The 21,406-nt window shown below is 65.5% G+C and carries 19 protein-coding genes, 1 tRNA gene and 1 riboswitch; of the genes, 13 read left to right on the top strand and 7 right to left on the bottom strand.

What is annotated here, in order from left to right; translation table 11 throughout:
* Positions 1-291, bottom strand: coding sequence for an SCP2 sterol-binding domain-containing protein (locus tag M4578_RS01010; protein WP_258091569.1), 291 nt, complete (start codon positions 289-291; stop codon positions 1-3).
* Positions 292-416: 125 nt separating this feature from the next.
* Between M4578_RS01010 and M4578_RS01005 the strand changes: the two genes are divergently transcribed.
* The 5 genes from M4578_RS01005 to M4578_RS00985 all read left to right on the top strand — a co-directional run bounded on the left by M4578_RS01005 (position 417) and on the right by M4578_RS00985 (position 5,492).
* Positions 417-926, top strand: coding sequence for a tetratricopeptide repeat protein (locus M4578_RS01005; RefSeq protein WP_258091961.1), 510 nt, complete (start codon positions 417-419; stop codon positions 924-926).
* A 28-nt stretch (positions 927-954) separates the two neighbouring features.
* Complete coding sequence (locus tag M4578_RS01000; protein WP_258091568.1) at positions 955-3,909, top strand: helicase-related protein; 2,955 nt, start codon at positions 955-957, stop codon at positions 3,907-3,909.
* On the top strand, positions 3,910-4,293 hold the full coding sequence (locus M4578_RS00995; protein ID WP_258091567.1) for an RNA-binding S4 domain-containing protein: 384 nt from the start codon (positions 3,910-3,912) through the stop codon (positions 4,291-4,293).
* Between the two features lie 58 nt (positions 4,294-4,351).
* The gene (gene fdxA / locus M4578_RS00990; RefSeq protein WP_258091566.1) at positions 4,352-4,690 is read left to right on the top strand and encodes a ferredoxin FdxA; all 339 of its coding nucleotides are present in this window, start codon (positions 4,352-4,354) and stop codon (positions 4,688-4,690) included.
* A 292-nt stretch (positions 4,691-4,982) separates the two neighbouring features.
* Positions 4,983-5,492, top strand: a complete 510-nt coding sequence (locus M4578_RS00985; protein ID WP_076702946.1) for a CarD family transcriptional regulator — start codon at positions 4,983-4,985, stop codon at positions 5,490-5,492.
* Between the two features lie 204 nt (positions 5,493-5,696).
* On the opposite strand, the gene M4578_RS00980 is transcribed toward M4578_RS00985, so the two are convergent.
* Positions 5,697-7,571 carry a monovalent cation:proton antiporter-2 (CPA2) family protein gene (locus tag M4578_RS00980; protein ID WP_258091565.1) on the bottom strand — a complete coding sequence of 625 codons (1,875 nt, stop codon included), beginning with the start codon at positions 7,569-7,571 and terminating at the stop codon, positions 5,697-5,699.
* A gap of 179 nt (positions 7,572-7,750) precedes the next feature.
* A riboswitch (SAM riboswitch) is annotated at positions 7,751-7,828 on the top strand.
* 63 nt (positions 7,829-7,891) lie between these two features.
* On the opposite strand from M4578_RS00980, the gene metZ reads away from it, so the two are divergent.
* The 3 genes from metZ (at position 7,892) to M4578_RS00965 (ending at position 10,667) form a co-directional block, all read left to right on the top strand.
* Positions 7,892-9,073, top strand: a complete 1,182-nt coding sequence (gene metZ / locus M4578_RS00975) for an O-succinylhomoserine sulfhydrylase (RefSeq protein ID WP_258091564.1) — start codon at positions 7,892-7,894, stop codon at positions 9,071-9,073.
* 110 nt (positions 9,074-9,183) lie between these two features.
* Positions 9,184-10,275, top strand: a complete 1,092-nt coding sequence (gene folE2, locus M4578_RS00970; RefSeq protein WP_258091563.1) for a GTP cyclohydrolase FolE2 — start codon at positions 9,184-9,186, stop codon at positions 10,273-10,275.
* Positions 10,276-10,439: 164 nt separating this feature from the next.
* Positions 10,440-10,667 (top strand): hypothetical protein, encoded by a 228-nt coding sequence (locus tag M4578_RS00965; RefSeq protein WP_258091562.1) that lies wholly within the window; start codon positions 10,440-10,442, stop codon positions 10,665-10,667.
* Positions 10,668-10,753: 86 nt separating this feature from the next.
* On the opposite strand, the gene M4578_RS00960 is transcribed toward M4578_RS00965, so the two are convergent.
* Positions 10,754-11,842 (bottom strand): alpha/beta hydrolase, encoded by a 1,089-nt coding sequence (locus M4578_RS00960; RefSeq protein ID WP_258091561.1) that lies wholly within the window; start codon positions 11,840-11,842, stop codon positions 10,754-10,756.
* A 293-nt stretch (positions 11,843-12,135) separates the two neighbouring features.
* On the opposite strand from M4578_RS00960, the gene M4578_RS00955 reads away from it, so the two are divergent.
* From M4578_RS00955 to M4578_RS00945, 3 genes are all read left to right on the top strand, one after another.
* Entirely contained in the window at positions 12,136-12,582 is a 447-nt protein-coding gene (locus M4578_RS00955) for a cyclophilin-like fold protein (protein ID WP_258091560.1), read from the top strand.
* Positions 12,583-12,732: 150 nt separating this feature from the next.
* Positions 12,733-13,626, top strand: coding sequence for a LysR family transcriptional regulator (locus tag M4578_RS00950; RefSeq protein ID WP_258091559.1), 894 nt, complete (start codon positions 12,733-12,735; stop codon positions 13,624-13,626).
* 123 nt (positions 13,627-13,749) lie between these two features.
* Positions 13,750-15,198, top strand: a complete 1,449-nt coding sequence (locus tag M4578_RS00945) for a TrkH family potassium uptake protein (RefSeq protein ID WP_258091558.1) — start codon at positions 13,750-13,752, stop codon at positions 15,196-15,198.
* A gap of 244 nt (positions 15,199-15,442) precedes the next feature.
* Here the strand turns inward: M4578_RS00945 and M4578_RS00940 are convergent, their stop codons facing one another.
* The 4 genes from M4578_RS00940 to M4578_RS00925 all read right to left on the bottom strand — a co-directional run bounded on the left by M4578_RS00940 (position 15,443) and on the right by M4578_RS00925 (position 19,848).
* Positions 15,443-18,520 (bottom strand): valine--tRNA ligase, encoded by a 3,078-nt coding sequence (locus M4578_RS00940; RefSeq protein WP_258091557.1) that lies wholly within the window; start codon positions 18,518-18,520, stop codon positions 15,443-15,445.
* Positions 18,521-18,623: 103 nt separating this feature from the next.
* Complete coding sequence (locus M4578_RS00935) at positions 18,624-19,055, bottom strand: EamA family transporter (protein ID WP_258091556.1); 432 nt, start codon at positions 19,053-19,055, stop codon at positions 18,624-18,626.
* A 283-nt stretch (positions 19,056-19,338) separates the two neighbouring features.
* Positions 19,339-19,414 (bottom strand) — tRNA-Ala (locus M4578_RS00930).
* 35 nt (positions 19,415-19,449) lie between these two features.
* Complete coding sequence (locus tag M4578_RS00925) at positions 19,450-19,848, bottom strand: excinuclease ABC subunit B (RefSeq protein ID WP_258091555.1); 399 nt, start codon at positions 19,846-19,848, stop codon at positions 19,450-19,452.
* A gap of 201 nt (positions 19,849-20,049) precedes the next feature.
* Here M4578_RS00925 and M4578_RS00920 point away from each other — a divergent pair, with 201 nt between their 5' ends.
* Both M4578_RS00920 and M4578_RS00910 read left to right on the top strand, forming a co-directional pair.
* The gene (locus tag M4578_RS00920) at positions 20,050-20,850 is read left to right on the top strand and encodes an I78 family peptidase inhibitor (protein WP_338054469.1); all 801 of its coding nucleotides are present in this window, start codon (positions 20,050-20,052) and stop codon (positions 20,848-20,850) included.
* A gap of 76 nt (positions 20,851-20,926) precedes the next feature.
* Positions 20,927-21,406: REP-associated tyrosine transposase (locus M4578_RS00910; protein WP_258091554.1), on the top strand; the 480-nt coding region annotated here is incomplete at its 3' end.

Here is a 21,406-nt window from a genome sequence, read left to right as displayed (position 1 = left end):
TTACGATAAAACTCCACCAAGGCGCATCGCGGCGCTCATGTCACCATCCACCGAAAGCCGGTTCGTCATAAAAGCGGTCATCGGGTTCAGACCGCCTTCGAGGATCTTGCGGAACGTGTCGGTATCGGCGCTGAGCGTCACATCGGCGGCGTCGTCGCCCGCGCGGGCCCCGGCGCTGTCGATGATAAGGCTGCCTTCGCCTTCGATCACGAATTTGGCCACGCCGTCAAAACCCTGCCCGTCCAGTTTTGCATTCAGTGCCTCGACCGCCGCGCTCACGATGTCGCTCATGCTGTTCGTCCTTCCATCACGAAAACCTGTGCTGGCAATCCAGCATCTTCGGGTTACACTCGGAAGCTATGAGCATGGGTCCAGGCAAGAGCAAATTTATCGTGGCGGCAGTTTCCGCCCTAGTCATGTTTTCCTTACCTCCTGCCGCTTTTGCGCAGGATCGTGCCGGAGAACTGCTGGAGGAGCTGGGCGGCGCCGACACTCAGGCCGCCGCCGAACGTCTGGAAAAGGCGCTGTATCTGGAATGGTCGAAATCCGGATCGGCGGCGATGGACCTGCTGCTGAAACGCGGTCGCGATGCGCTCGAGGTGAACGACGTCACCTCGGCAATCGACCATCTGACCGCGTTGACCGATCATGCGCCGGCCTTTGCCGAAGGCTGGCACGCTCTGGCGCTGGCCTATTACCAGGCCGAGATGTTCGGCCCTGCGATGGATGCGCTGGAACATGTTCTGGCGCTGAACCCCGAACATTTCGGCGCGCTGCGCGGGGTGGGCGCGGTGCATGAGCAGCTTGGCAACGATGCGCTTGCCTATGATGCCTATACCCGGGTACTGGAGCTGCGACCGTTTGACGATGAGGTGACCGAGGCGCTGGAGCGGCTGGCAGGCCGGGTGCAGGGCATCGAGATCTGATCTTCTGAACAAAAAACAGGGCGGCATCATGCCCCAGCGCGCACGGGTTGCGGCCGTTCTCGGCCCGACCAATACAGGCAAGACCCATTACGCCATCGAGAGGATGCTGGCGCATCGTACAGGCATGATCGGCCTGCCGCTGCGGCTGCTCGCCCGCGAGGTCTATGACAAGGTGGTCGCCGCACGCGGCCCCTCGGTGGTGGCGCTGGTCACCGGCGAGGAGCGCATCGTGCCGCCGCGCGCCGCCTATTGGGTCTGCACGGTCGAGGCGATGCCCGAGGGGCTGGGCTGCGATTTTGTCGCCATCGACGAGATCCAGCTTTGCGCCGATCCCGAGCGCGGCCATGTCTTCACCGACCGGCTGCTGCGCATGCGCGGCCAGCACGAGACGCTGTTTCTGGGCGCCGACACCATGCGCGGGCCGATCGCGGCGCTGGTGAAGGGCTGCGAGTTCATGCGCCGCGAGCGCATGAGCCAGTTGAGCTATATTGGTTCGAAAAAGATAAGCCGAATGCCCCCACGCTCGGCTATCGTGGGGTTCTCTGTCGATAATGTCTATGCCATTGCCGAGCTGATCCGGCGCACCAAGGGCGGTGCGGCGGTGGTGATGGGGGCGCTGAGCCCCCGGACGCGCAATGCGCAGGTGGATCTCTACCAGAATGGCGAGGTCGATTACCTCGTGGCTACCGATGCCATCGGCATGGGGCTCAATCTGGACATCGACCATGTGGCGTTTTCCTCGCTGACCAAGTTCGACGGGCGCCGGATGCGGGCCTTGCAGCCCAACGAGCTGGCGCAGATCGCGGGCCGGGCCGGGCGCGGGATGCGTCCGGGCACCTTCGGGACCACCGGCGACGCCGGCCAGATCCCCGAGGACTGGGTCGAGGCGATTTGCAACCACACATTCACTCCGCTCCGCAAACTCAACTGGCGCAACGCAAACCTGCGCTTCGGCACGGTCCAGACGCTGATCGAGTCGCTGGAGGAGGCGCCGCAGGACGACTGGCTGACCAAGGCGCGCGAGGCCGACGACCTGATGGTTCTGAAATCGCTCTCGCGCGAGGCCGAAGTGATGGCGCGCGCCTCGAGCCCCACGTCGGTGCAACTGCTCTGGGATGTCTGCCGCATTCCCGATTTCCGGGGAATCAGCCATGCGGAACATGCCGGGCTGTTGCAGGTGATTTTCCAGCATCTGCACGAGCGCGGCGCGATCCCGCGCGACTTCATGGCGCGGCAGGTCAAGCGGATCGACCGCACCGATGGCGATATCGACACGCTCTCCAAACGATTGGCGTATATCCGCACATGGACCTATGTGGCGCAGCGGCGTGGCTGGGTCGATGACGAAAGCCATTGGCGCGAGGCGACCCGCGCGGTAGAAGACGCCTTGTCCGATGCGCTCCACGAGCGACTGACTCAGAGATTTGTTGACCGGCGGACATCTGTACTGCTCCGCCGGTTGAAGCAGAAGGAGGCCCTCTTGGCCGAGGTGAACGACAAGGGTGAAGTGACCGTCGAAGGCGAATTCGTCGGTCGGCTGGAAGGGTTCCGGTTCCGTCAGGATCAGGGCGCGACGGGTCAGGAAGCGAAGACGCTGAAACAGGCGTCGTTGCAGGCGCTGGCGCCGCATTTCCATCTGCGCGCGGACCGGTTCTACAACGCGCCGGATACCGAGATCGACTTTACCGAGCAGGGCGGCCTGATGTGGGGCGACCAGGCGGTGGGCAAGCTGGTCAAGGGCGACGACGCGCTGAAACCGCGCGTGGTCGGGTTTGTCGATGACACCGCGGGCCCCGATGTGATCCAGAAGGTCGAGCGCCGGCTTCAGCATTTCATCGACCGCAAGATCGCCGCGCTGTTCGAGCCGCTGCTGACCCTCCAGCGCGACGAGACGCTGACGGGGCTGGCGCGGGGCTTTGCCTTCCGCATGGTCGAGGCGATGGGCATCCTGCCGCGCCAGCTTGTGACCGACGAGGTCAAGCAGCTCGATCAGGAGGCGCGCGGGGCGCTGCGCAAGCACGGGATGCGCTTCGGCCAGTACACGATCTTCATGCCGCTGCTGCTGAAACCGGCGCCGACGCGGCTGCGGCTGGTGCTCTGGTCGCTGTTCAGCGATCTCGACACCTTCCCCGAGGCACCGCCGCCGGGGCTGGTGACGGTGCCGAATATCCGCGACATTCCGATGCAGCATTATACGCTGTCAGGCTACCGCCCGGCGGGCGAGCGGGCGATCCGCATCGACATGCTGGAACGGCTGGCCGATCTGCTGCGCGCGCAGGACAGCCGCGGCGGCTTCGAGGCCAATCCCGACATGCTGTCGATCACCGGCATGACGCTGGAGCAGTTCGCCGATCTCATGCAGGGCCTTGGCTACAAGGCCGAGAAGGGCGAGCGCGAGAAGGTGCGCAGCGCCGATGAGGTTGTGACCGAGACCTCGGACCCCTCGGGCGAACCGGGCGAGACCGAGCCGGTCATGGACGCCGCGCAGGAAGAAGAGAACACTCCCGCCGCGATGGCCGATCCTTCGGCGACGCCGGAAGCGGCGGATGTCGTGGCGGGGTCCGAGGGCTACGACGACGAGGGCGTGGCGCCGATCGCCGAGACCCCCGAGGCGGTGGAGATCGACGACAACATCCCCGAGGTGGACGATACCGACCTGCTGCCGGGCAGCGCCCCCGACGAGGCGCTGGCGGGGCCCGAGACCGAGATGTTCTTCACCTTCACCTGGGGGGGCGGCAACCGCAACCGGGGCCCGCGCCGCGAGGCACGCGAAGGCCGCGAGGGCCAGGGCCACAGGGGGGCGCCGCGCGGCAACAAGGGCGGCGGGGCACCCAAGGGCAAGGGTGGCAAGAAGCCCGGCAAGGGCAAGCCGCAGGGTCAGAAGGGACCCAAGACCTACGAATCGCGTCCCCGCAAGGAGGACAAGATCGACCCGGACAACCCCTTCGCCGCCGCGCTCATGGGGTTCAAGGGCAAGTCGTAAGTGGCCGAGGCACCCGGCAAACTGCGCATCGACAAATGGCTGTGGCAGGCCCGCTTCTTCAAGACGCGGAGCCTGGCCGCCAAGGCCGTGTCGGGCGGGTTGCGGGTCAACGGGCTGACGGTGTCGAAACCGGCCTTTGCGGTTGGTCCCGGCGATGTGCTGACCTTTGCGCAGGGACGTGTGGTGCGGGTGATCCGGGTGGCGGCGCTGGGCACGCGGCGCGGTCCGGCGCCCGAGGCACAGGCGCTTTACGACGATCTCGACCCGCCGGCGGCGCGCCCGTCCGAGCCCGCAGAGGCGCAGGCGCCGCGCTTCGAGGGCGGGGGGCGGCCGACCAAACGTGACAGAAGAGCGCTGGATCGCAGCCGGGATATGCTTGAATGATCCGCATGGCTGGTCTAGCTAGACGCAAATCATCCGGCTGAACGGGACCGCTACGCCCATGACCTACGTCGTCATCGACAACTGCATCGCCTGCAAATACACCGATTGCGTCGAAGTTTGCCCCGTGGACTGTTTCTACGAAGGCGAGAACATGCTGGTGATTCACCCCGACGAATGCATCGACTGCGGTGTGTGCGAACCGGAATGCCCCGCCGACGCGATCCGCCCGGACACCGATCCGGACATGGAGAAATGGGTGGAGTTCAACCGCAAATACTCCGAATCCTGGCCGGTGATCATCTCGAAGAAAGATCCGCTGCCCGAGGCGGAGGACCGCGATGGCGAGCCGGACAAGGTGAACAAGTACTTCTCCGAGGCGCCGGGCGAGGGCGGCTGAGCGCCGATTCGCCGTTTTTGCTCCAAAGCGGTTGCATTTAGGTGAAGAGCGGTCTTCAATCGCCTGATTCCGCGTGAATTCTCTGTTTCCAGCAAGATTCTGGGAAAAGCGTTCAAGTTGTGCTATGTTACATGGCACACATGACGAAACCACAGACTCGCGGCCGGGTTGGTCTGCTCCCGGGGGTATAGCAAAGACACGTAAGTTTTCAGGCGAACGGAATGCAGCGCATATCCGTCCGTCTTTTCTGTCGCCTGTGTATCTGTGGTTTGGCTGCTGAGGACGCTGTTGAATGACCAAGACCAAGAAAAACGAGTTCCGCCCCAATGATTATGTGGTCTACCCCGCCCATGGCGTGGGTCAGATCATGTCGATCGAGGAGCAGGAAGTCGCCGGCATGAAGCTGGAACTGTTTGTGATTTCCTTTGAGAAGGACAAGATGACCCTGCGGGTCCCGACCCACAAGGCGACCGAGATCGGGATGCGCTCCCTGTCGACGCCGGATGTGGTGAGCCAGGCGATGAAAACGCTGAAAGGCAAGGCCAAGGTCAAGCGCGCCATGTGGTCGCGCCGGGCGCAGGAATACGAGCAAAAGATCAATTCCGGCGATCTGATCGCCATCGCCGAAGTGGTGCGCGACCTGCACCGCGCCGACGACCAGCGCGAGCAGAGCTATTCCGAGCGTCAGCTTTACGAAGCGGCGCTGGAGCGTCTGACCCGCGAAGTGGCCGCCGTTTCCGGTGGCGACGAAGTGGCCGCCGCGCGTCAGGTGGACGAGGTTCTGGGGCTGCGCGCCGCCTGAGCCTTGCCGCTTGAGGGATCGAAAAGACGGGCCTTCGGGTCCGTTTTTTTTTAAGGAGCGGTGGGCAGATTGCCCACCCTACCTGGGCCAAGTGTGGCTCTCGGTAGAACCGTCGTCGGGCCAGAGGCGTGGGATTAAGGGCGGCTAGAAGACCGTCGCACCATGGGCGTGACCCGTAGGGTGGGCAATCTGCCCACCGCCCCCTCACGCCGCGTCGTTTTTCTGTTCCGCCAGCGCCGTGTAAAGCGCCGTTTCCAGCTCTTTCTCCAGCTCGCGGGCGCGCTTGATATAGGCTTCGTTCTCCGCCGAGGGGATGTTCGGATCCCAGAGCTGCGCCAGCTCGCTGACCGTCTCGCGGTCGTGGTGATAGAAGGTCTCCTGCGCGATGGCCGCCTCGTATTCGGTCATGCCCACCTCTTCCAGCACATAGCGGCCCGCGCGCAGCGAGCTGTCGAACATCTCGCGGACGATCTTGTTCGCGCCGGCCTGGTAGAGCTCGTAGACATGCGTCCGGTCATGGGCGCGGGCGACGATGAACACATCCTCGCGCATCCGCCGGGCAAAGCGCACCAGCTTGGTGGTGGCCTTGGGGTCGTCGAGCCCCGCCACCAGCACCTTGGCATCCTTGATCCCCGCCGCGTGCAGCAGTTCGGGCCGGGTCGGATCGCCGAAGAAACCGCGGAAGCCGAAGCGCCGCATCAGCTCGATCGTCTTCATGTCGTGGTCGATCACCACGGTCTTGTAGCCCGAGCTTTGCACCAGCCGGTTCACGATCTGACCGAAGCGCCCGATCCCGGCGATGATGATCGGCCCGTCGGCCTCGACCTGATCGGCGGGCTGCGTGTCGCGGGTCTCTTCCAGCCGGTGCGACACCCAGTCGAAGAGGATGAACAGCAGCGGTGTGATCAGCATCGACAGCGCGACCACCAGCAGCAGCCGCTGACCCATGGATTGCGTGAAGATGTTGAGTTGCAGCGCAAAGGACACCAGCACAAAGCCGAACTCCCCGGCCTGTGCCAGGGACAGGGTGAACAGCCACCGCCCCCGCGCGCGCAGCCGGAACACCCGCGACAGCCCGTGCAGGATCGCGCCCTTGAGCAGAATCAGCCCCAGCGCCAGCCCGACGATCGTGACGGGCTCGCGCATGAAGGCGCCCAGGTCGATGCCCGCACCCACGGTGATGAAGAACAGCCCCAGCAGCAGCCCCTTGAAGGGCTCGATGTCCGACTCGAGCTGGTGGCGGAACTCCGAGTTGGCCAGCACCACCCCGGCCAGGAAGGTGCCGAGCGCCGGCGACAGCCCCACCAGCTCCATCAGGAAGGCGATGCCCGCGACGATCAGCAGCGCCACGGCGGTGAACATCTCGGGCAGGCGGGCGGAGTTGATGTGGCGGAAGAGCGGGCGGGCGCCGTAGATCCCCGCGAGGATGATCAGCGCCACCGCCGAGAGCGTCACCAGCGCCACGCCCCAGCCCGGCAGCCCTTCGACCAGCGACAGCCCGTGATGCGCGTCGGCGGCCTCCTGCGCGGGGCGCTGGATCGACCCGTCGGGGGCCAGCGTCGCGGTGGTCTCGACCGCCAGCAGCGGCAGGACGATCAGCATCGGGATCACCGCGATGTCCTGCGTCAGAAGCACCGAAAAGGCCGAACGCCCGCCCGAGGATTGCATCAGCCCCTTTTCGCTGAGCGTTTGCAGCACGATGGCGGTTGAGGAGAGCGCAAAGACCATGCCGCAGGCCAGCGCCGGCCCCCAGTTCATCCCCATTGCCATGGCGGCGGCCATGACCGCGAACATGGTGAGCATGATCTGCGAGCCGCCAAGCCCGACCAGCCTGTGGCGCATGTCCCAGAGCGCGCGCGGCTCCAGTTCGAGCCCGATGATGAAGAGCATCATCACCACGCCGAATTCCGCGAAATGGCGCAGATCGTCGGTGGCGGCGACGAGATGCAGGATCGGGCCGATGATGATGCCGGCCAGCAGGTAGCCCAGGACGGAGCCCAGCCCGAGCCGGGCGGCGATCGGCACGGCGATCACCGCGGCGGCAAGATAAACCGAGGCTTGAAAAAGAAATCCGTCCATACCCGTCCCGTGACTTAAATCCGCAACATCATGTGGCATGCCGCCGGGGAATGACAACCGCTGTCGTGCCGGGGCCGGGGGTATCTAAGCGCAATCCGGTTACAATCGCTTGAAACGGTGGCGGAGCGCTGCCGGCTGACACAAGGGTGCAACTTGACGCAGGGCGCGCGCGGGCGTAAGGCGCGGCCTGTGGCGATTTGTTACCTGATTGCGGGCCACGTTAAACATGCCGCTAAAGAGGTCAGACGAAAGCCCCTTTCGCTTGACCGCGGCTGGGGCTTTTTCAATGGCGGCGTTGGGGCGCCGCGGAGGGACGACGGATGACGACCAAGGGACGACGCACGCAGGCGGTTCACGGCGGCACGCAACGCAGCCAGTGGGGCGAGCTGAGCGAGGCGATCTTTCTCACCCAGGGCTTTGCCTATGACAGCGCCGAGCAGGCCGAGGCGCGTTTTGTAAAGGCGGGCCCCGACGAATATATCTACGCCCGTTACGGCAACCCGACAGTGGCGATGTTCGAAAAGCGTATCGCGCTGCTGGAAGGCGCCGAGGACGGCTTTGCCACCGCCAGCGGCATGGCGGCGGTCAACGGGGCGCTGACCTCCTGTCTGCGTGCGGGCGACCGGGTGGTCGCGGCGCGGGCGCTGTTCGGCTCCTGCCTCTACATCCTCGAAGACATCCTGCCGCGCTTCGGCGTCGAGGTGGTGTTTGTCGACGGGGCCGATCTGGCCCAGTGGGAAGAGGCGCTGAAACCCGGCGCCAAGGCGGTGTTCTTCGAGAGCATGTCGAACCCGACGCTGGAGCTGGTGGACATCGAAGCCGTTGCAAAGCTCGCGCATGATGCGGGCGCGGTGGTGATCGTGGACAACGTGTTCTCGACCCCGGTGTTTTCGGACGCCATCGCGCAGGGCGCGGATGTGGTGGTCTATTCGGCGACCAAACATATCGACGGGCAGGGACGGGCGCTTGGCGGGGTGATCCTCGGCAGCCGGGAGTTCATCCGCAAGACCGTCGAGCCCTATATGAAGCATACCGGCGGCTCCATGAGCCCGTTCACCGCCTGGATCATGCTCAAGGGGCTTGAGACGATGGACCTGCGGGTGCGCGCGCAGGCGGCATCCGCCCGTGCCATCGCCGAGGCGGTCTCGGGCCATGGCAAGGTGACGCGCGTCAGCTATCCGGGGCTGGAAAGCCACCCGCAATACGCGCTGGCGCAGCGCCAGCTTGGCGGCGCGGGCGGCACGATGGTGGCCTTCGAGATCGCGGGCGGCAAGGAGGCGGCCTTCCGCTTCTGCAACGCGCTGGAGATCATTCTGATCTCGAACAACCTCGGCGATGCGAAATCCATCGCGACCCATCCGGCGACCACCACGCACCAGCGGCTGAGCCCGGAACAGCGGGAAAGTCTTGGGATTTCTGACGGGTTGATCCGGCTTTCGGTCGGAATCGAAGAGACCGGCGACCTTGTGGCGGATATAGTGCAGGCGCTCGACGCGGTCTGAGGCGCGGGGGAAATTCCCGCGCGCGGTCTCCGGCGCGCGAAGAAAAAATTGGAAATGGGATATATCATTCCTATTTCTGGCTTGTTGGAAGGGCCGAAGGAGAGCCTCTGATGAACGTCCATACGCCGGAAATCGACCGCAAGCCGAGCCGTGAGGAGGCGCGCGCCGCGCTGGAGCTGCTGCGCCGCTATGCCGACAAGGCCCAGGACGGCGAGCTGAACGCGCTCGACCCGGCACTGTCGGTGCTGCGCGACGGCGTGGCCTATCCCACGCTGTCGCACGTCTATCCCGAGGACTTCACCGCCGACGCTGCCTATCGCGCCACGCTGCCGGACCTTCAGAACGGCCCGGCCTCGCTGATCCGGGGCGAAAAGCGGATGATCCAGCATGTGGGGATCTCGAATTTCCGCCTGCCCATCGGCTACCGCACCCGCGACAACGGCGAGCTGACGCTGGAGACCTCGGTCACCGGCACCGTGAGCCTTGAGGCGGACAAGAAGGGCATCAACATGTCGCGCATCATGCGCAGCTTCTATGCCCATGCGGAAAAGACCTTTTCCTTCGATGTGATCGAGGCGGCGCTGGACGATTACAAAAGCGATCTGGAAAGTTTTGACGCGCGGATCGAGATGCGGCTGTCTTTCCCGATGAAGGTGGACAGCCTGCGCTCGGGGCTTCAGGGCTACCAGTATTACGACATCGCGCTGGAGCTGGTGGAAACCGCCGGTGTGCGCCGCAAGATCCTGCATCTGGATTACGTCTACAGCTCGACCTGCCCCTGTTCGCTGGAGCTGAGCGAGCATGCGCGCCGCGCGCGCGGTCAGCTCGCGACGCCGCATTCGCAGCGCTCGGTGGCGCGCATCTCGGTCGAGATGAAAGAGGGCCGCTGCCTGTGGTTCGAGGATCTGATCGGGCTTTGCCGCAAGGCGGTGCCGACCGAGACCCAGGTCATGGTCAAGCGCGAGGACGAGCAGGCCTTTGCGGAGCTGAACGCCGCCAACCCGATCTTTGTCGAGGACGCGGCGCGGCTTTTTGCAGAGCAGCTTCAGGCGGACCCCCGCATCGGCGATTTCCGCGTGTTGGCCAGCCATCAGGAGAGCCTGCACTCTCATGATGCGGTGTCTGTGCTGACAGAAGGCACCACATTTGCGAATGACAGCCTTGATCCGCAGCTGTTCTCGACGCTGATCCACGCGCGCTAAGGCACTTTTCAGCGCCGGATTTCCATGCGCGGCCGGGGTTGGCCGCGCATTTCCTGTGCATATTGCTGCGCTGCAGCAAAACGTGATCGGCGGGTTCGGGAAAGTTTCAGCAATTGCTCTAAACTGAGGGGCGGGAGGAAACCAAAGCGAGCAGAGGTTTCCAGATGACCGCAAATAACGTCCAGATCGCGATGGGGCGCACGTCCCTGAGGCAGAAGATCGACATCTATTTCACCAATCTCGGGCTGGGGCTGAACCCCTATTCCCTGCGCCGGGCGCGCATGCGCGAGATCATCTCGCTGGAGATGAAAAGCGACGATCAGCTCGCCCGCATGGGGCTCAGCCGCGACGACATCCTGCCGCATGTGTTCCGGGATCTGCTTTCCGCCTGAGCGGGCGCTGTCCCGATACGGAAAGGCGGGCAAAAAACAAAGCCCGCCGGTGAGGGCGGGCTTTGTCCTGGATGTCTTGATGTGGCTCAGGCGAGGTTCTGGTCGAAGAACGCCTGCAGCTTGTCGAAGGGGATGATGTCCACCTGATCGTAAAGATCGACGTGGTCGGCGCCGTCGATGATCATCAGTTCCTTGGGTTCCGCCGCGGCGGCATAGGCGTCTTCGCTGAAGTAGCGCGAATGCGCCTCGGACCCTGCGATGATCAGCATCGGGCGCGGCGAGATCTCGTTCACATAGCTCAGCAGCGGCATGTTCATGAAGGACAGCGGGTTGGTCACCGTCCAGCCGCCGTTCGAGTTGACCGAGCGTGCGTGATAGCCGCGATCGGTCTTGTAATAGCCGAAATACATGCTGATCACCGGATCGTCGATGCCGTCGAGGCTGTCGGGCAGGCCGCCCGCCATGGCCGGGGTGCCGGTCTCGGCGTCGGTCCAGCGCTGCTGGCTCATCTGTGCCAGTGCCCCGGCGCGCTGCTCGGCGGTCATCGCATCGTAATAGCCCTTCGCCATCACGCGCGACATGTCATACATGCTGGTGGTCGCGACGGCCTTGACGCGCTTGTCAGCGGCCACCGCGTTCAGCGCCATGCCGCCGAAGCCGCAGATGCCGATGATGCCGATCCGCTCACGATCCACCGAGTCTTGCAGGCCGAGGAAGTCGATGGCCGCCATGAAATCCTCGGTGTTGATGTCGGGCGAGGCCACATCGCGCACCGCGCCGCCGCTTTCACCGACAAAGGACGGGTCGAAAGCCACCGTGATAAAGCCGCGCTCGGCCATGGTCTGGGCATAGAGCCCGGCAGCCTGTTCCTTGACCGCGCCGAAGGGACCGGCAACGGCGATGGCGGGCAGTTTGCCGGCGGGGCGATCGGCGGGCATGTAAAGATCGCCGACAAGCGGCACGCCGTAGCGGTTGGTGAAGGACACCTTGCTGTGGGTGACAGCATCGCTCTTGGCAAAGGTCTTGTCCCAGTCGTCGGTGGCCTGGGCCAGAACCGGCAGCCCGGTGAGGGAGGCGACGCCAAGGGCGGCGGCGCCGACGCCTGCCATCTGAAGCAGGTTGCGGCGCTCGGCGTCCGGGGTGTCGGGGGTGATCGGGGTGTTGGTATCGGTCATTTTAGTATCTCCTGTCGAAGTCTCGCTCTGCACAGGATGTGGGGCCAATGCCGCTCGGGATTAGACGCCCGTTATTGTATGCGGCGATGAGCGGGATTCATGAATGCCGGGGCCGGGGTGGCGGGTGCCGGGATTGATCGAAAAGGCTCATGACTGCCTTCCGATTTCCGCTATTCTCCGCAGGCCGCCCGCAGGGTAGACGCAAGGGCAAGATGCGACAGGATCGCGGTGTCGGCGCGCAAGCGGTCCGCACCCCGTCGATGACCCTGGCCCGCCCCTTAACGGAGAGGACCATGACGACATCCGCCCCCCTCGGCCGCCGCGATTTTCTGGCCGGAGCCGCCGCCTCCACCCTGCTGCCCGCCACCGCCCGCGCGCAGAGCACGCCGCTGCGCATGCGTTGCAGTTTCGACAGCCAGAGCGTGATCTACACGCTGTTCGACAATCCGACGGTGCGGGATCTGGTCTCGATGCTGCCGGTGGTGCTGACCATCGAGGATTTCTCGACCAACGAGAAGATCATCCACCTGCCGCGCCGTCTCGACGAGGGCGGGTTTGCGCCCTTCGATGACGAGACGCCGGGCGATCTGTGCTATTTCCTCGGCTGGGGCAATCTGGCGCTGTTCCACGGCGCCTATCGCTTCCGCAACGACCTCATCCGGCTGGGCCATCTCGAAGGCGGGGTGGCGCCGCTGCTGCACAAGGGCGAATATCCCGTGCGTCTCGAGCTGCTGGGCTGACGCTGCGGGCTGCGCGGGAACACGGCCCGATGAGGCGGGGGCAGGGCCGGCGCAAAGGCCCGGACGCCGGGGCACCCGCGTGGATCTCTGTCTTTCGAGGCGGGGCGCCGCCGATCTTCCCCTTGGAAACGCGCTTCGGTAGGGTGACCCATGCCCCGTGAAAACGTCAACGATCTCAGAGCTTTCATCGCCGTCGCGCAGGAACGCAACTTCACCCGTGCCGCCGCCCGGATCGGCGTGTCGCAATCCGCGCTCAGCCATACGATCCGGCAGCTCGAAGAGCGTCTGGGCGTGCGGCTCCTGACCCGCACCACCCGCTCCGTGGCGCCCACCGAGGCCGGTCAGCGCCTGCTCGACGGGATCGCCCCGCATTTCGAGGAGATCGACGCGCATGTGGAGGCACTGGGCGCGCTGCGCGATGTGCCCGCGGGCACCGTCCGGCTGGTTGCGTCGGATCTCGCGATCAGCCAGGTGCTCTGGCCGAAACTGAAGCCCTTCCTCAGCGCGCATCCCGACATCAAGCTCGAGATCACGCTCGACAACGGGCTGAACGATGTGGTGAGCGAAGGCTATGACGCGGGCGTGCGGCGCGGCGAGCATCTGGCGCGCGACATGATCTCGGCGCGGATCGGGCCGGATCTGCGCTATATCGTCGTTGCGGCCCCCGCGCTGTTCGACCGCTTTCCGCGCCCCGAGCATCCGCGCGATCTTGCCGATCTGCCCTGCATCAATTTCCGCCTGCAATCCTCCGGGGTGAATTTCGCCTGGGAGTTTCAGGAGGAGGGCCATCTGCTGCGCGTCCGGGTCGAGGGCCAGCTTGCCTTCAACAATATTTTCCACTGTCTGGAGGCGGCGCTGGACGGCTTCGGCCTCAGCTACATGTCCGCCGATCTGGCGGAGGCGCATCTGAAGGCCGGGCGGTTGGTTCAGGTTCTGGACGATTACTGCCCGTTCTGGGACGGATTTCACCTCTATTACCCCAACCGGCGGCAGGCCTCTCCGGCGTTTCGCGCGGTTCTGAACGCCCTGCGGCACCGAGGCTGAGGCCCGCGTGGACCGCCCCCTGCCAGTCAAGGCGGCGATCTGCCCGTGTATCGCGGTCGCACCGCGCGGCAAACGGCCCGCGGCTGCTTGACAGCCGCGAGGGGGCAGGCCAACGCTGCACCCATGTTCGACATACGCCCCGTCGCCTATGTGATCGGCCTTCTGGTCGCCACGCTCGGCGCCACCATGTTTCTGCCGATGCTCGTGGACATCGCCGAAGGGCGGGGCGAGTGGCATGTGTTCCTTGAAACCGGGCTGGTGACCATGCTCACCGGCGGACTGATCTCGCTGGCCTGCGCCAATGCGGTGAAGGAGGGGCTGACCCTGCAGCAGACCTTTCTGCTGACCACCGGCGTCTGGGCGGCGCTGCCGGTCTTCGGCGGGCTGCCGTTTATCTTCGGCGCCACCGAGGCGAGCTTTACCGACGCCTATTTCGAGGCCATGTCGGGGCTCACCACCACCGGTTCGACGGTGTTTTCGGGGCTCGACGATCTGCCCAAGGGGCTGCTTCTGTGGCGCGGCATCCTGCAATGGCTGGGCGGCATCGGGGTGATCGTGGTCGCCATGGTGTTCCTGCCCGAGCTGCGGGTGGGCGGCATGCAGGTCTTCCGCTCCGAAGCCTTTGAGACCATGGGCAAGATCTTGCCGCGCGCGACCGAGATCGCCTCGTCGATCTCGACCATCTACGTGGCGCTGACCCTGGCCTGCGCCGTGGCCTATCTGTTCTGCGGGATGAACCCGTTCGACGCCACGGTGCATGCGCTCACCACGCTGTCGACCGGCGGCTTCGCCAATTACGACGCCAGTTTCGGCGCCTTCTCGGGGCCTGCGGAATATGTCGCCTCGGTCTTCATGATCCTCGCGGCGCTGCCCTTCGTGCGCTACGTGCAGATGCTGAACGGCCATAGCACGGCGCTCTGGCGCGACAGCCAGGTGCGGGCCTTTCTCTATACGATCGCGGCGCTGGTGCTGGTGATGGTGGTCACGCTGCTGTCGATCTTCCCGCATCACCCGGAACAGGCGGTGCGCGAGGCGCTGTTCAACATCACCTCGATCATCTCCGGCACCGGCTATGCCTCGGTCGATTACATGGGCTGGGGGCCGTTCCTGATCACGCTGTTCTTCTTCATCGGGCTGATCGGCGGCTGCGCGGGCTCGACCGCCTGTTCGGTCAAGATCTTCCGCTACCAGCTTCTGTTCGCCTCGATCCGGGTGCAGCTCAAGCGCATCCGTGCGCCGCACGGGGTGTTCACCCCGCGCTTTCAGGGCCGCCCGGTGGATGACGAGACGCTTTATTCGGTGCTGGCCTTCTTCGGGTTTTTCGTGGTGTCGCTGGGGGTGCTGGCGGTGGGGCTGGGCATGACCGGGCTCGATTTCATCACCTCGCTCTCGGGGGCTGCGACGGCGCTGGCCAATGTCGGCCCCGGTCTGGGCGACATGATCGGCCCGGCGGGCAATTTCGCCGAGATCAACGACACCGCGAAATGGATGCTGGCCTTTGCCATGCTGACCGGGCGGCTGGAGGTGATGGTGGTCTTCACGCTCTTCACCCTGCGGTTCTGGCGCGCCTGAGGGTTCGACCGTAGGTGTCACGGGCGCCGGGTCCGGCGGCGTCGCCCCGATGCCGGGCGAGAGGCGCGGGGAGTGCGCTGGGCGCCAGAGATGTGACACCCCCAGGCACGGGAGGTCCGTCCGACCTGCGGCGCAAGGCGGATGGTGTTTTTTTTACGTATTTTCAGAAAGATGAAAGGGCAGGGGGCGCATGCGAAACGGGCCGGGGAGAGACCCGACCCGTTTCATGAAGTGGCTTGCCGTGTCAGCCGATTTCCGAGAGCCGCGCCAGCGCGTCTTTCAGCTTGGCTTCTTCCTCTTCGCGCGCGGCGAGGTTCGCGCGGGTCTCCTCGACCACCTCCTCCGGCGCGCTTTCGACGAATTTCGGGTTCTTCAATCGGCCGCGCAGCCCGCCCAGTTCCTTGGCGAGCTTGGCGATGCCCTTTTCCAGCCGGGCCTTTTCCTCGTCGATGTCGATGATGTCGGCCAGCGGCAGGCCGAAGACCGCGCCGCCCACCGGCACCGTGATGCAGCCCTTGGGGAAGCTCTCGACACGGGTCAGGCTTTCGAGCCGCGCAAGGCGCATGATCAGCGTCTCGTTATTGGCCCAGGCGGCCTCACCGGCGGCGTCGATCTCGGTCACCAGCACCGGCACATAGAGCCCCACCGGCACATGCATCTGTGCCCGCGCCGAGCGCACGCCCTCGATCAGCGAGATTGCCCAGGTCATTTCCGCATCCGCTGCAGGGTCGAGCAGATCGGCCACCGTGTAGGCGGGCCAGTCGCCATGCACGAGCATCTTGGCGCGCGCGCCCAGCGTGCCCCAGAGCTCTTCGGTGATGAAGGGCATGAACGGGTGCAGCAGGATCAGGCACTGGTCGATGACCCAGGACATGGTGGCCTGTGTCTCGGTCTTTGCCGCCGCGTCCTCGCCTTGCAACAGCGGTTTGGAGAACTCCACATACCAGTCGCAGACCACGCCCCAGACAAAGGCGTAAAGCGCCTGCGCCGCGTCGTTGAAGCGGTACTCGGCCAGCGCCGCATCCACCGTCTCGCGCACCTTGGCGGTCTCGCCCAGGATCCACTTGTTCACCGTGGCCGAGGGTTGCGGAATGCCACCGCCCAGACCCACCGCGCCGTTCATCTCGGCAAAGCGCGCGGCGTTCCAGAGCTTGGTGCCGAAGTTCCGGTAGCCCGCGATGCGCTGCATATCGAGCTTCAGAACGCCGCCAAGCGAGGCCATGGCGGCGTTGGTGAAGCGCAGCGCGTCGGCGCCGTATTCGTCGATGATCTCCAGCGGATCGACCACGTTGCCGAGCGATTTGGACATCTTCTTGCCCTTCGCGTCGCGCACCAGCCCGTGCAGATAGACCGTGTGGAACGGGATCTCGTTCACCACGGCGAGCTGCATCATCATCATCCGCGCGACCCAGAAGAACAGGATGTCCTGCCCGGTCACCAGCACGTCGGTGGGGAAGTATTTGCCCAGCTCTTCGGTCTGCTCGGGCCAGCCCAGCGTTCCGATGGGCCAGAGCCCCGAGGAGAACCAGGTGTCCAGAACGTCCGGGTCGCGGAAGACCGGGATCGCCTGCGCGCGGCGGCGCTGGTCGACGCCGGTGTAATCGGTGCCCTGCGACAGCAGATCGGCCAGAAGATCCTCGGCGGCGGCGGCATCCTCGACCATGAGGAATTCCGCGTCCTCGCCGAAGAAGTCGTGCATCTTCTTCAGCGCCTCTTCCTCGGTGGCCGCGCAGAAGCTGCGCCATTCCTCACCAAAGCCCGGCGTGTGCCAGACCGGGATCTGGTGGCCCCACCAGAGCTGGCGCGAGATGCACCAGGGCTCGATATTTTCCAGCCAGTGATAATAGGTCTTTTCGCCGCTCTCGGGCAGGATCTTGACCGTGCCGTCCTTGACCGCGTCGAGCGCGGGCCCGACGATCTTGGCGGTATCGACGAACCACTGGTCGGTCAGCATCGGCTCGATGACCACCTTGGAACGGTCGCCGAAGGGCTGCATGATCGGCTTGGCCTCGACCAGCGGCACCCATTGTGCCTCCTCGTCGCGCGGCTCTCCGCCCTCTTCGGGCGCGACCGGCGCCTTGCCCGCGGCCTTGCCCAGACGCGGGTCGGTGACCTCGGTCATCACGGCAAGCCCCTCGCCGGTGATCTCAGCCACCACCGCGTCGCGCGCCTCGAACCGGTCGAGCCCGCGCAGATGGTCGGGCACGAGGTTGATCGCGTCCGCCTCGGCCTCGGTCAGCGTCAGTTCGCCGCGCGCGACCTGCTGTGCGATCTCGGCGCAGTCCGCATAGGGCTTGCCGTCCTCGCGCATCCGGCCGCGCGTGTCCATCAGCCGGTACATCGGGATGCCGCCGCGCTTGGCGACCTGATAGTCGTTGAAATCATGCGCACCGGTGATCTTCACCGCGCCCGAGCCGAATGTCGGATCGGGGTATTCGTCGGTGATGATGGGGATCAGCCGGCGGTGCTCCTTCGGCCCCACCGGGATCTCGCAGAGCTTGCCGACAATGGCCGCATAGCGCTCGTCCGATGGGTGCACCGCGACGGCGCCGTCGCCCAGCATGGTCTCGGGACGGGTGGTGGCGATGGAGATGTAATCCCGCTCTTCGCGGAAGATCACGTTGCCGTCTTCATCTTTCTCCAAATACTCATAGGTCTCGCCACCGGCGAGCGGGTATTTGAAATGCCACATATGGCCCGCGACCTCGACATTCTCCACTTCCAGATCGGAAATGGCGGTCTCGAAATGCGGGTCCCAGTTCACCAGACGCTTGCCGCGATAGATCAGCCCCTTGTCGTACATATCGACAAAGACCTTGATCACCGCGTCGTGGAAATTGCCCTCTTCGCCCTTGGGCGCCCCTTCGGCGCCGGACATGGTGAAGGCGTTGCGCGACCAGTCGCAGGAGGCGCCGAGGCGCTTGAGCTGGTTGATGATCGTGCCGCCGGACTGCGCCTTCCACTCCCAGATCTTCGCGGTAAAGGCCTCGCGCCCCATCTCGCGGCGGGTGGCGTTGGTCTTGTCCTTGGCCAGCTCGCGCTCGACCACCATCTGGGTGGCGATGCCCGCGTGGTCCTGGCCGGGCTGCCACAGCGTGTCGAAGCCGCGCATGCGGTGCCAGCGGATCAGGATGTCCTGCAACGTGTTGTTGAAGGCATGACCCATGTGCAGCGAGCCCGTCACATTGGGCGGCGGGATCATGATGCAGAAGGTTTCCTCGCGCGAGGCGTTGGCCCCCGCCTTGAAGGCGCCCGCCTGTTCCCAGGCCGCGTAGATACGGGCCTCGGCCGTGCCTGCGTCGAATGTCTTTTCCATCGCCATGGGTCGTGTTCCCGTGCCTGCCTTTGTCGTCCCGCCTCGTCTACCGAAAGGCGGCAGAAAGGGAAAGAGCGGGCAGGGGGAATCGCAACCTTGCCCGGCGCGGTCAGTTCAGCGCGACAAGAATGGCCCCGGCGGCGATCAGCCCCACCCCGGACCAGGCCGCCGGTGAGAGGCGTTCGCCGAGAAAGGCCGCCGCGATGACGGCGACGAGTACGACGCTCAGCTTGTCGATCGGCGCGACCTGCGCCGCCTGGCCGAGTTTCAGCGCGCGGAAATAGCAGATCCAGGACAGGCCGGTGGCAAGCCCCGACAGCAGCAGGAAGACCCAGGTCCGGGCGGGGATCTCGGTCGGGTCCTGCCAGTGGCCGGTGGCCAGCACGATGCCGCCGGCGGCGAACAGGATGACGATGGTGCGGATGAAGGTCGCGAAATCGGAGTCGACATTCTCGATCCCGATCTTGGCGAAGATCGCCGTGAGCGCTGCGAAACAGGCCGAAAGCACGGCCCAGACCAGCCAGACATCGAAATATTTCATATTGCGCCTTTCCATGTCAGCGACGGCCCGCGCGCTGCCCGCCTACGACTGGCCCGGGATCGGGCTGGCGCCGCCGCGTGAGGCGTGGCCCCCGGTGAGAGGGGCCCTGCGTCATGCGGGAGGGCGACGGGTGGCCCGGATCTACAACGGGGAGCGTAGCCGAGCGCTGGGGCCCGCGCCAGAGTCGCGCCGCCCTGCGGCATGCGGCGCGCAGCGCTGCCCGAAAGGCGGGCAAGGCTGGCAGGTTTTCCGGTCTCGGTAGCCCTCGGCGATATGTGGGAAATGGTGGAGCCTAGGGGGATCGAACCCCTGACCTCGTCATTGCGAACGACGCGCTCTCCCAGCTGAGCTAAGGCCCCTCAGGCCGAGGCATTGCGGCAATCGCGGGACCGAGTCAAGAGTCGGACACGGGCGTCTCGGGGTAGGTCAGCCGGCATTGCGCCATATCGGCCTCGGCGGCGCGGCGCAGCCCGGGAAGGGCGCGGGCCAGCTCGGCGTCGCGGGCGCGCAGCGCCGCGGCATCGACCGGAATGCGCCGGGTTTCGGGCTGCATGTCGTCGTCCCAGCAGGGGTACATCCGCCCCTGGCCGTCGCTGCACCAGCGAAAGCGCGTGACGCGCACGAAACGGGTCTCGTAGGTGAAGCCGCGCGCCAGATCCTTGGCGATGCGCTCGCGCTCCTGCAGGGCGGCGCGCCAGGGCGCCGCCGCATCGCGCAGGCAGCGGTCCTGCGGGGTGGCGCAGGCGGCCAGGAGCATCAGCCCCAGAAGGGGAATCGCGAAGAGGGGACGCATGCTGCCACTTTAGGCGCCTTTCCCGCGCTGTCGATCCCCGTCCTGACGGATGCGGGGCACCGCGCGGAGTTGTGATGCGCGGCGTCGGGGGCGGCCGCCCCCGCGAAGGGCAAGCGCTGGCGAGTCGACGCGGCACCGGCTGCCGGTTAGACAGGGGGGGAGGCTGCCACCAGGGTCGGCACGACAGACGGGAGAGAGACGATGACCGCCATTCGAACCATCACGCTGGCCGGAGCTCTGATGCTCGCCGGGGCCGCAGGCGCCGAGACGGTGGTGAACATCGCCCGGGGCGTGCCCTCGGTCCGGGTCGAGACCGAGCAGGGGCCGGTGGAGATTTCCCGCATTCAGGATGTGGCGCACGAGATCTCCGGCCAATGGGCGGTGACCTCGCGGCCCTGTCCGGATTTCTGCATTCAGCCGATGACCCCGGCCCCGGGCGTGACCACCATCGGCGAGCTGGAGCTTTTGGAGATTCTGAAGGACCCCGAGGCGCTGGTGATCGACAGCCGCACCCCCGACTGGTTCGAGGGCGGCACCATCCCGGGCGCGGTGAACATCCCCTATACCTATGTCATCGACGAGCTGGCGCGGCTGGGCTGCGAGCCGGATTTCGAGGGCTGGGACTGTGCCGGGGCCAAGCGCGTGGCGCTGTTCTGCAACGGGCTCTGGTGTGGCCAGTCGCCCACCGCGATCCGCAACATGATCGAGGCGGGCTATCCGGCGGAGCGGATCTCTTATTACCGGGGCGGCATGCAGAGCTGGCGCCTGCTGGGGCTGACGGTGATCGGACGGGAGGGCGTGGCCGAGCAGGCTGCCATGGTCTGCGATCCCGAGGCCCATACCGAACTGGTCGGGCAGAACATCGCCGCCGTGACTCTGCCCGCGCTGGACAAGATCCGCGTGGTGCGCGAGGGTCAGCCCATGACGATGGAGTTCAACCCCGAGCGGCTGAACATCGAAACCGATGATGCTGGGGTGATCCTGCGGGTCTTCTGCGGCTGAGCGTAGGGTGGGCAATCTGCCCACCGCCGCCCTGCGGTTAACCCGCCATTTACCGTCACCATGTCTTATCGGCCTCATGCCGAATTACCGCCGATTTCATGTGCCGGGAGCCACCTATTTCTTCACCGTCGCGCTGGCGCGGCGGCCCTCCGCCTTGCTGCTGGACCGGATCGACGATCTGCGCGCGGCCTATCTGGACACCATCCGCGACGCACCGGTGACCTGCGACGCGATGGTGATCCTGCCCGATCATCTGCACGCGGTCTGGACGCTGCCGCCGGGGGACAGCGATTTCCCCGACCGTTGGCGCAGGATCAAGGCGCGCTTTTCACGGCGGGTCGGCGCGGGTGTTGCGGGCGCGGGGGCGGTGGGCAGAATTGCCCACCCTACGCAGGTTTCGCGCAGCAAGCGGGCCAAGCGCGAATGCGGCATCTGGCAGCGGCGCTATTGGGAGCACATGATCCGCGACGAGGCGGATTATCAGGCGCATGTGGCCTATTGCTGGGGCAATCCTGTGCGGCATGGGCTGGCGGCAAGGCCCTCGGACTGGCCCTGG

Source organism: Salipiger pentaromativorans, from assembly GCF_024721115.1.
Lineage (GTDB): Bacteria > Pseudomonadota > Alphaproteobacteria > Rhodobacterales > Rhodobacteraceae > Salipiger > Salipiger pentaromativorans.
This window is presented reverse-complemented; position numbering and strand designations above follow the sequence as displayed.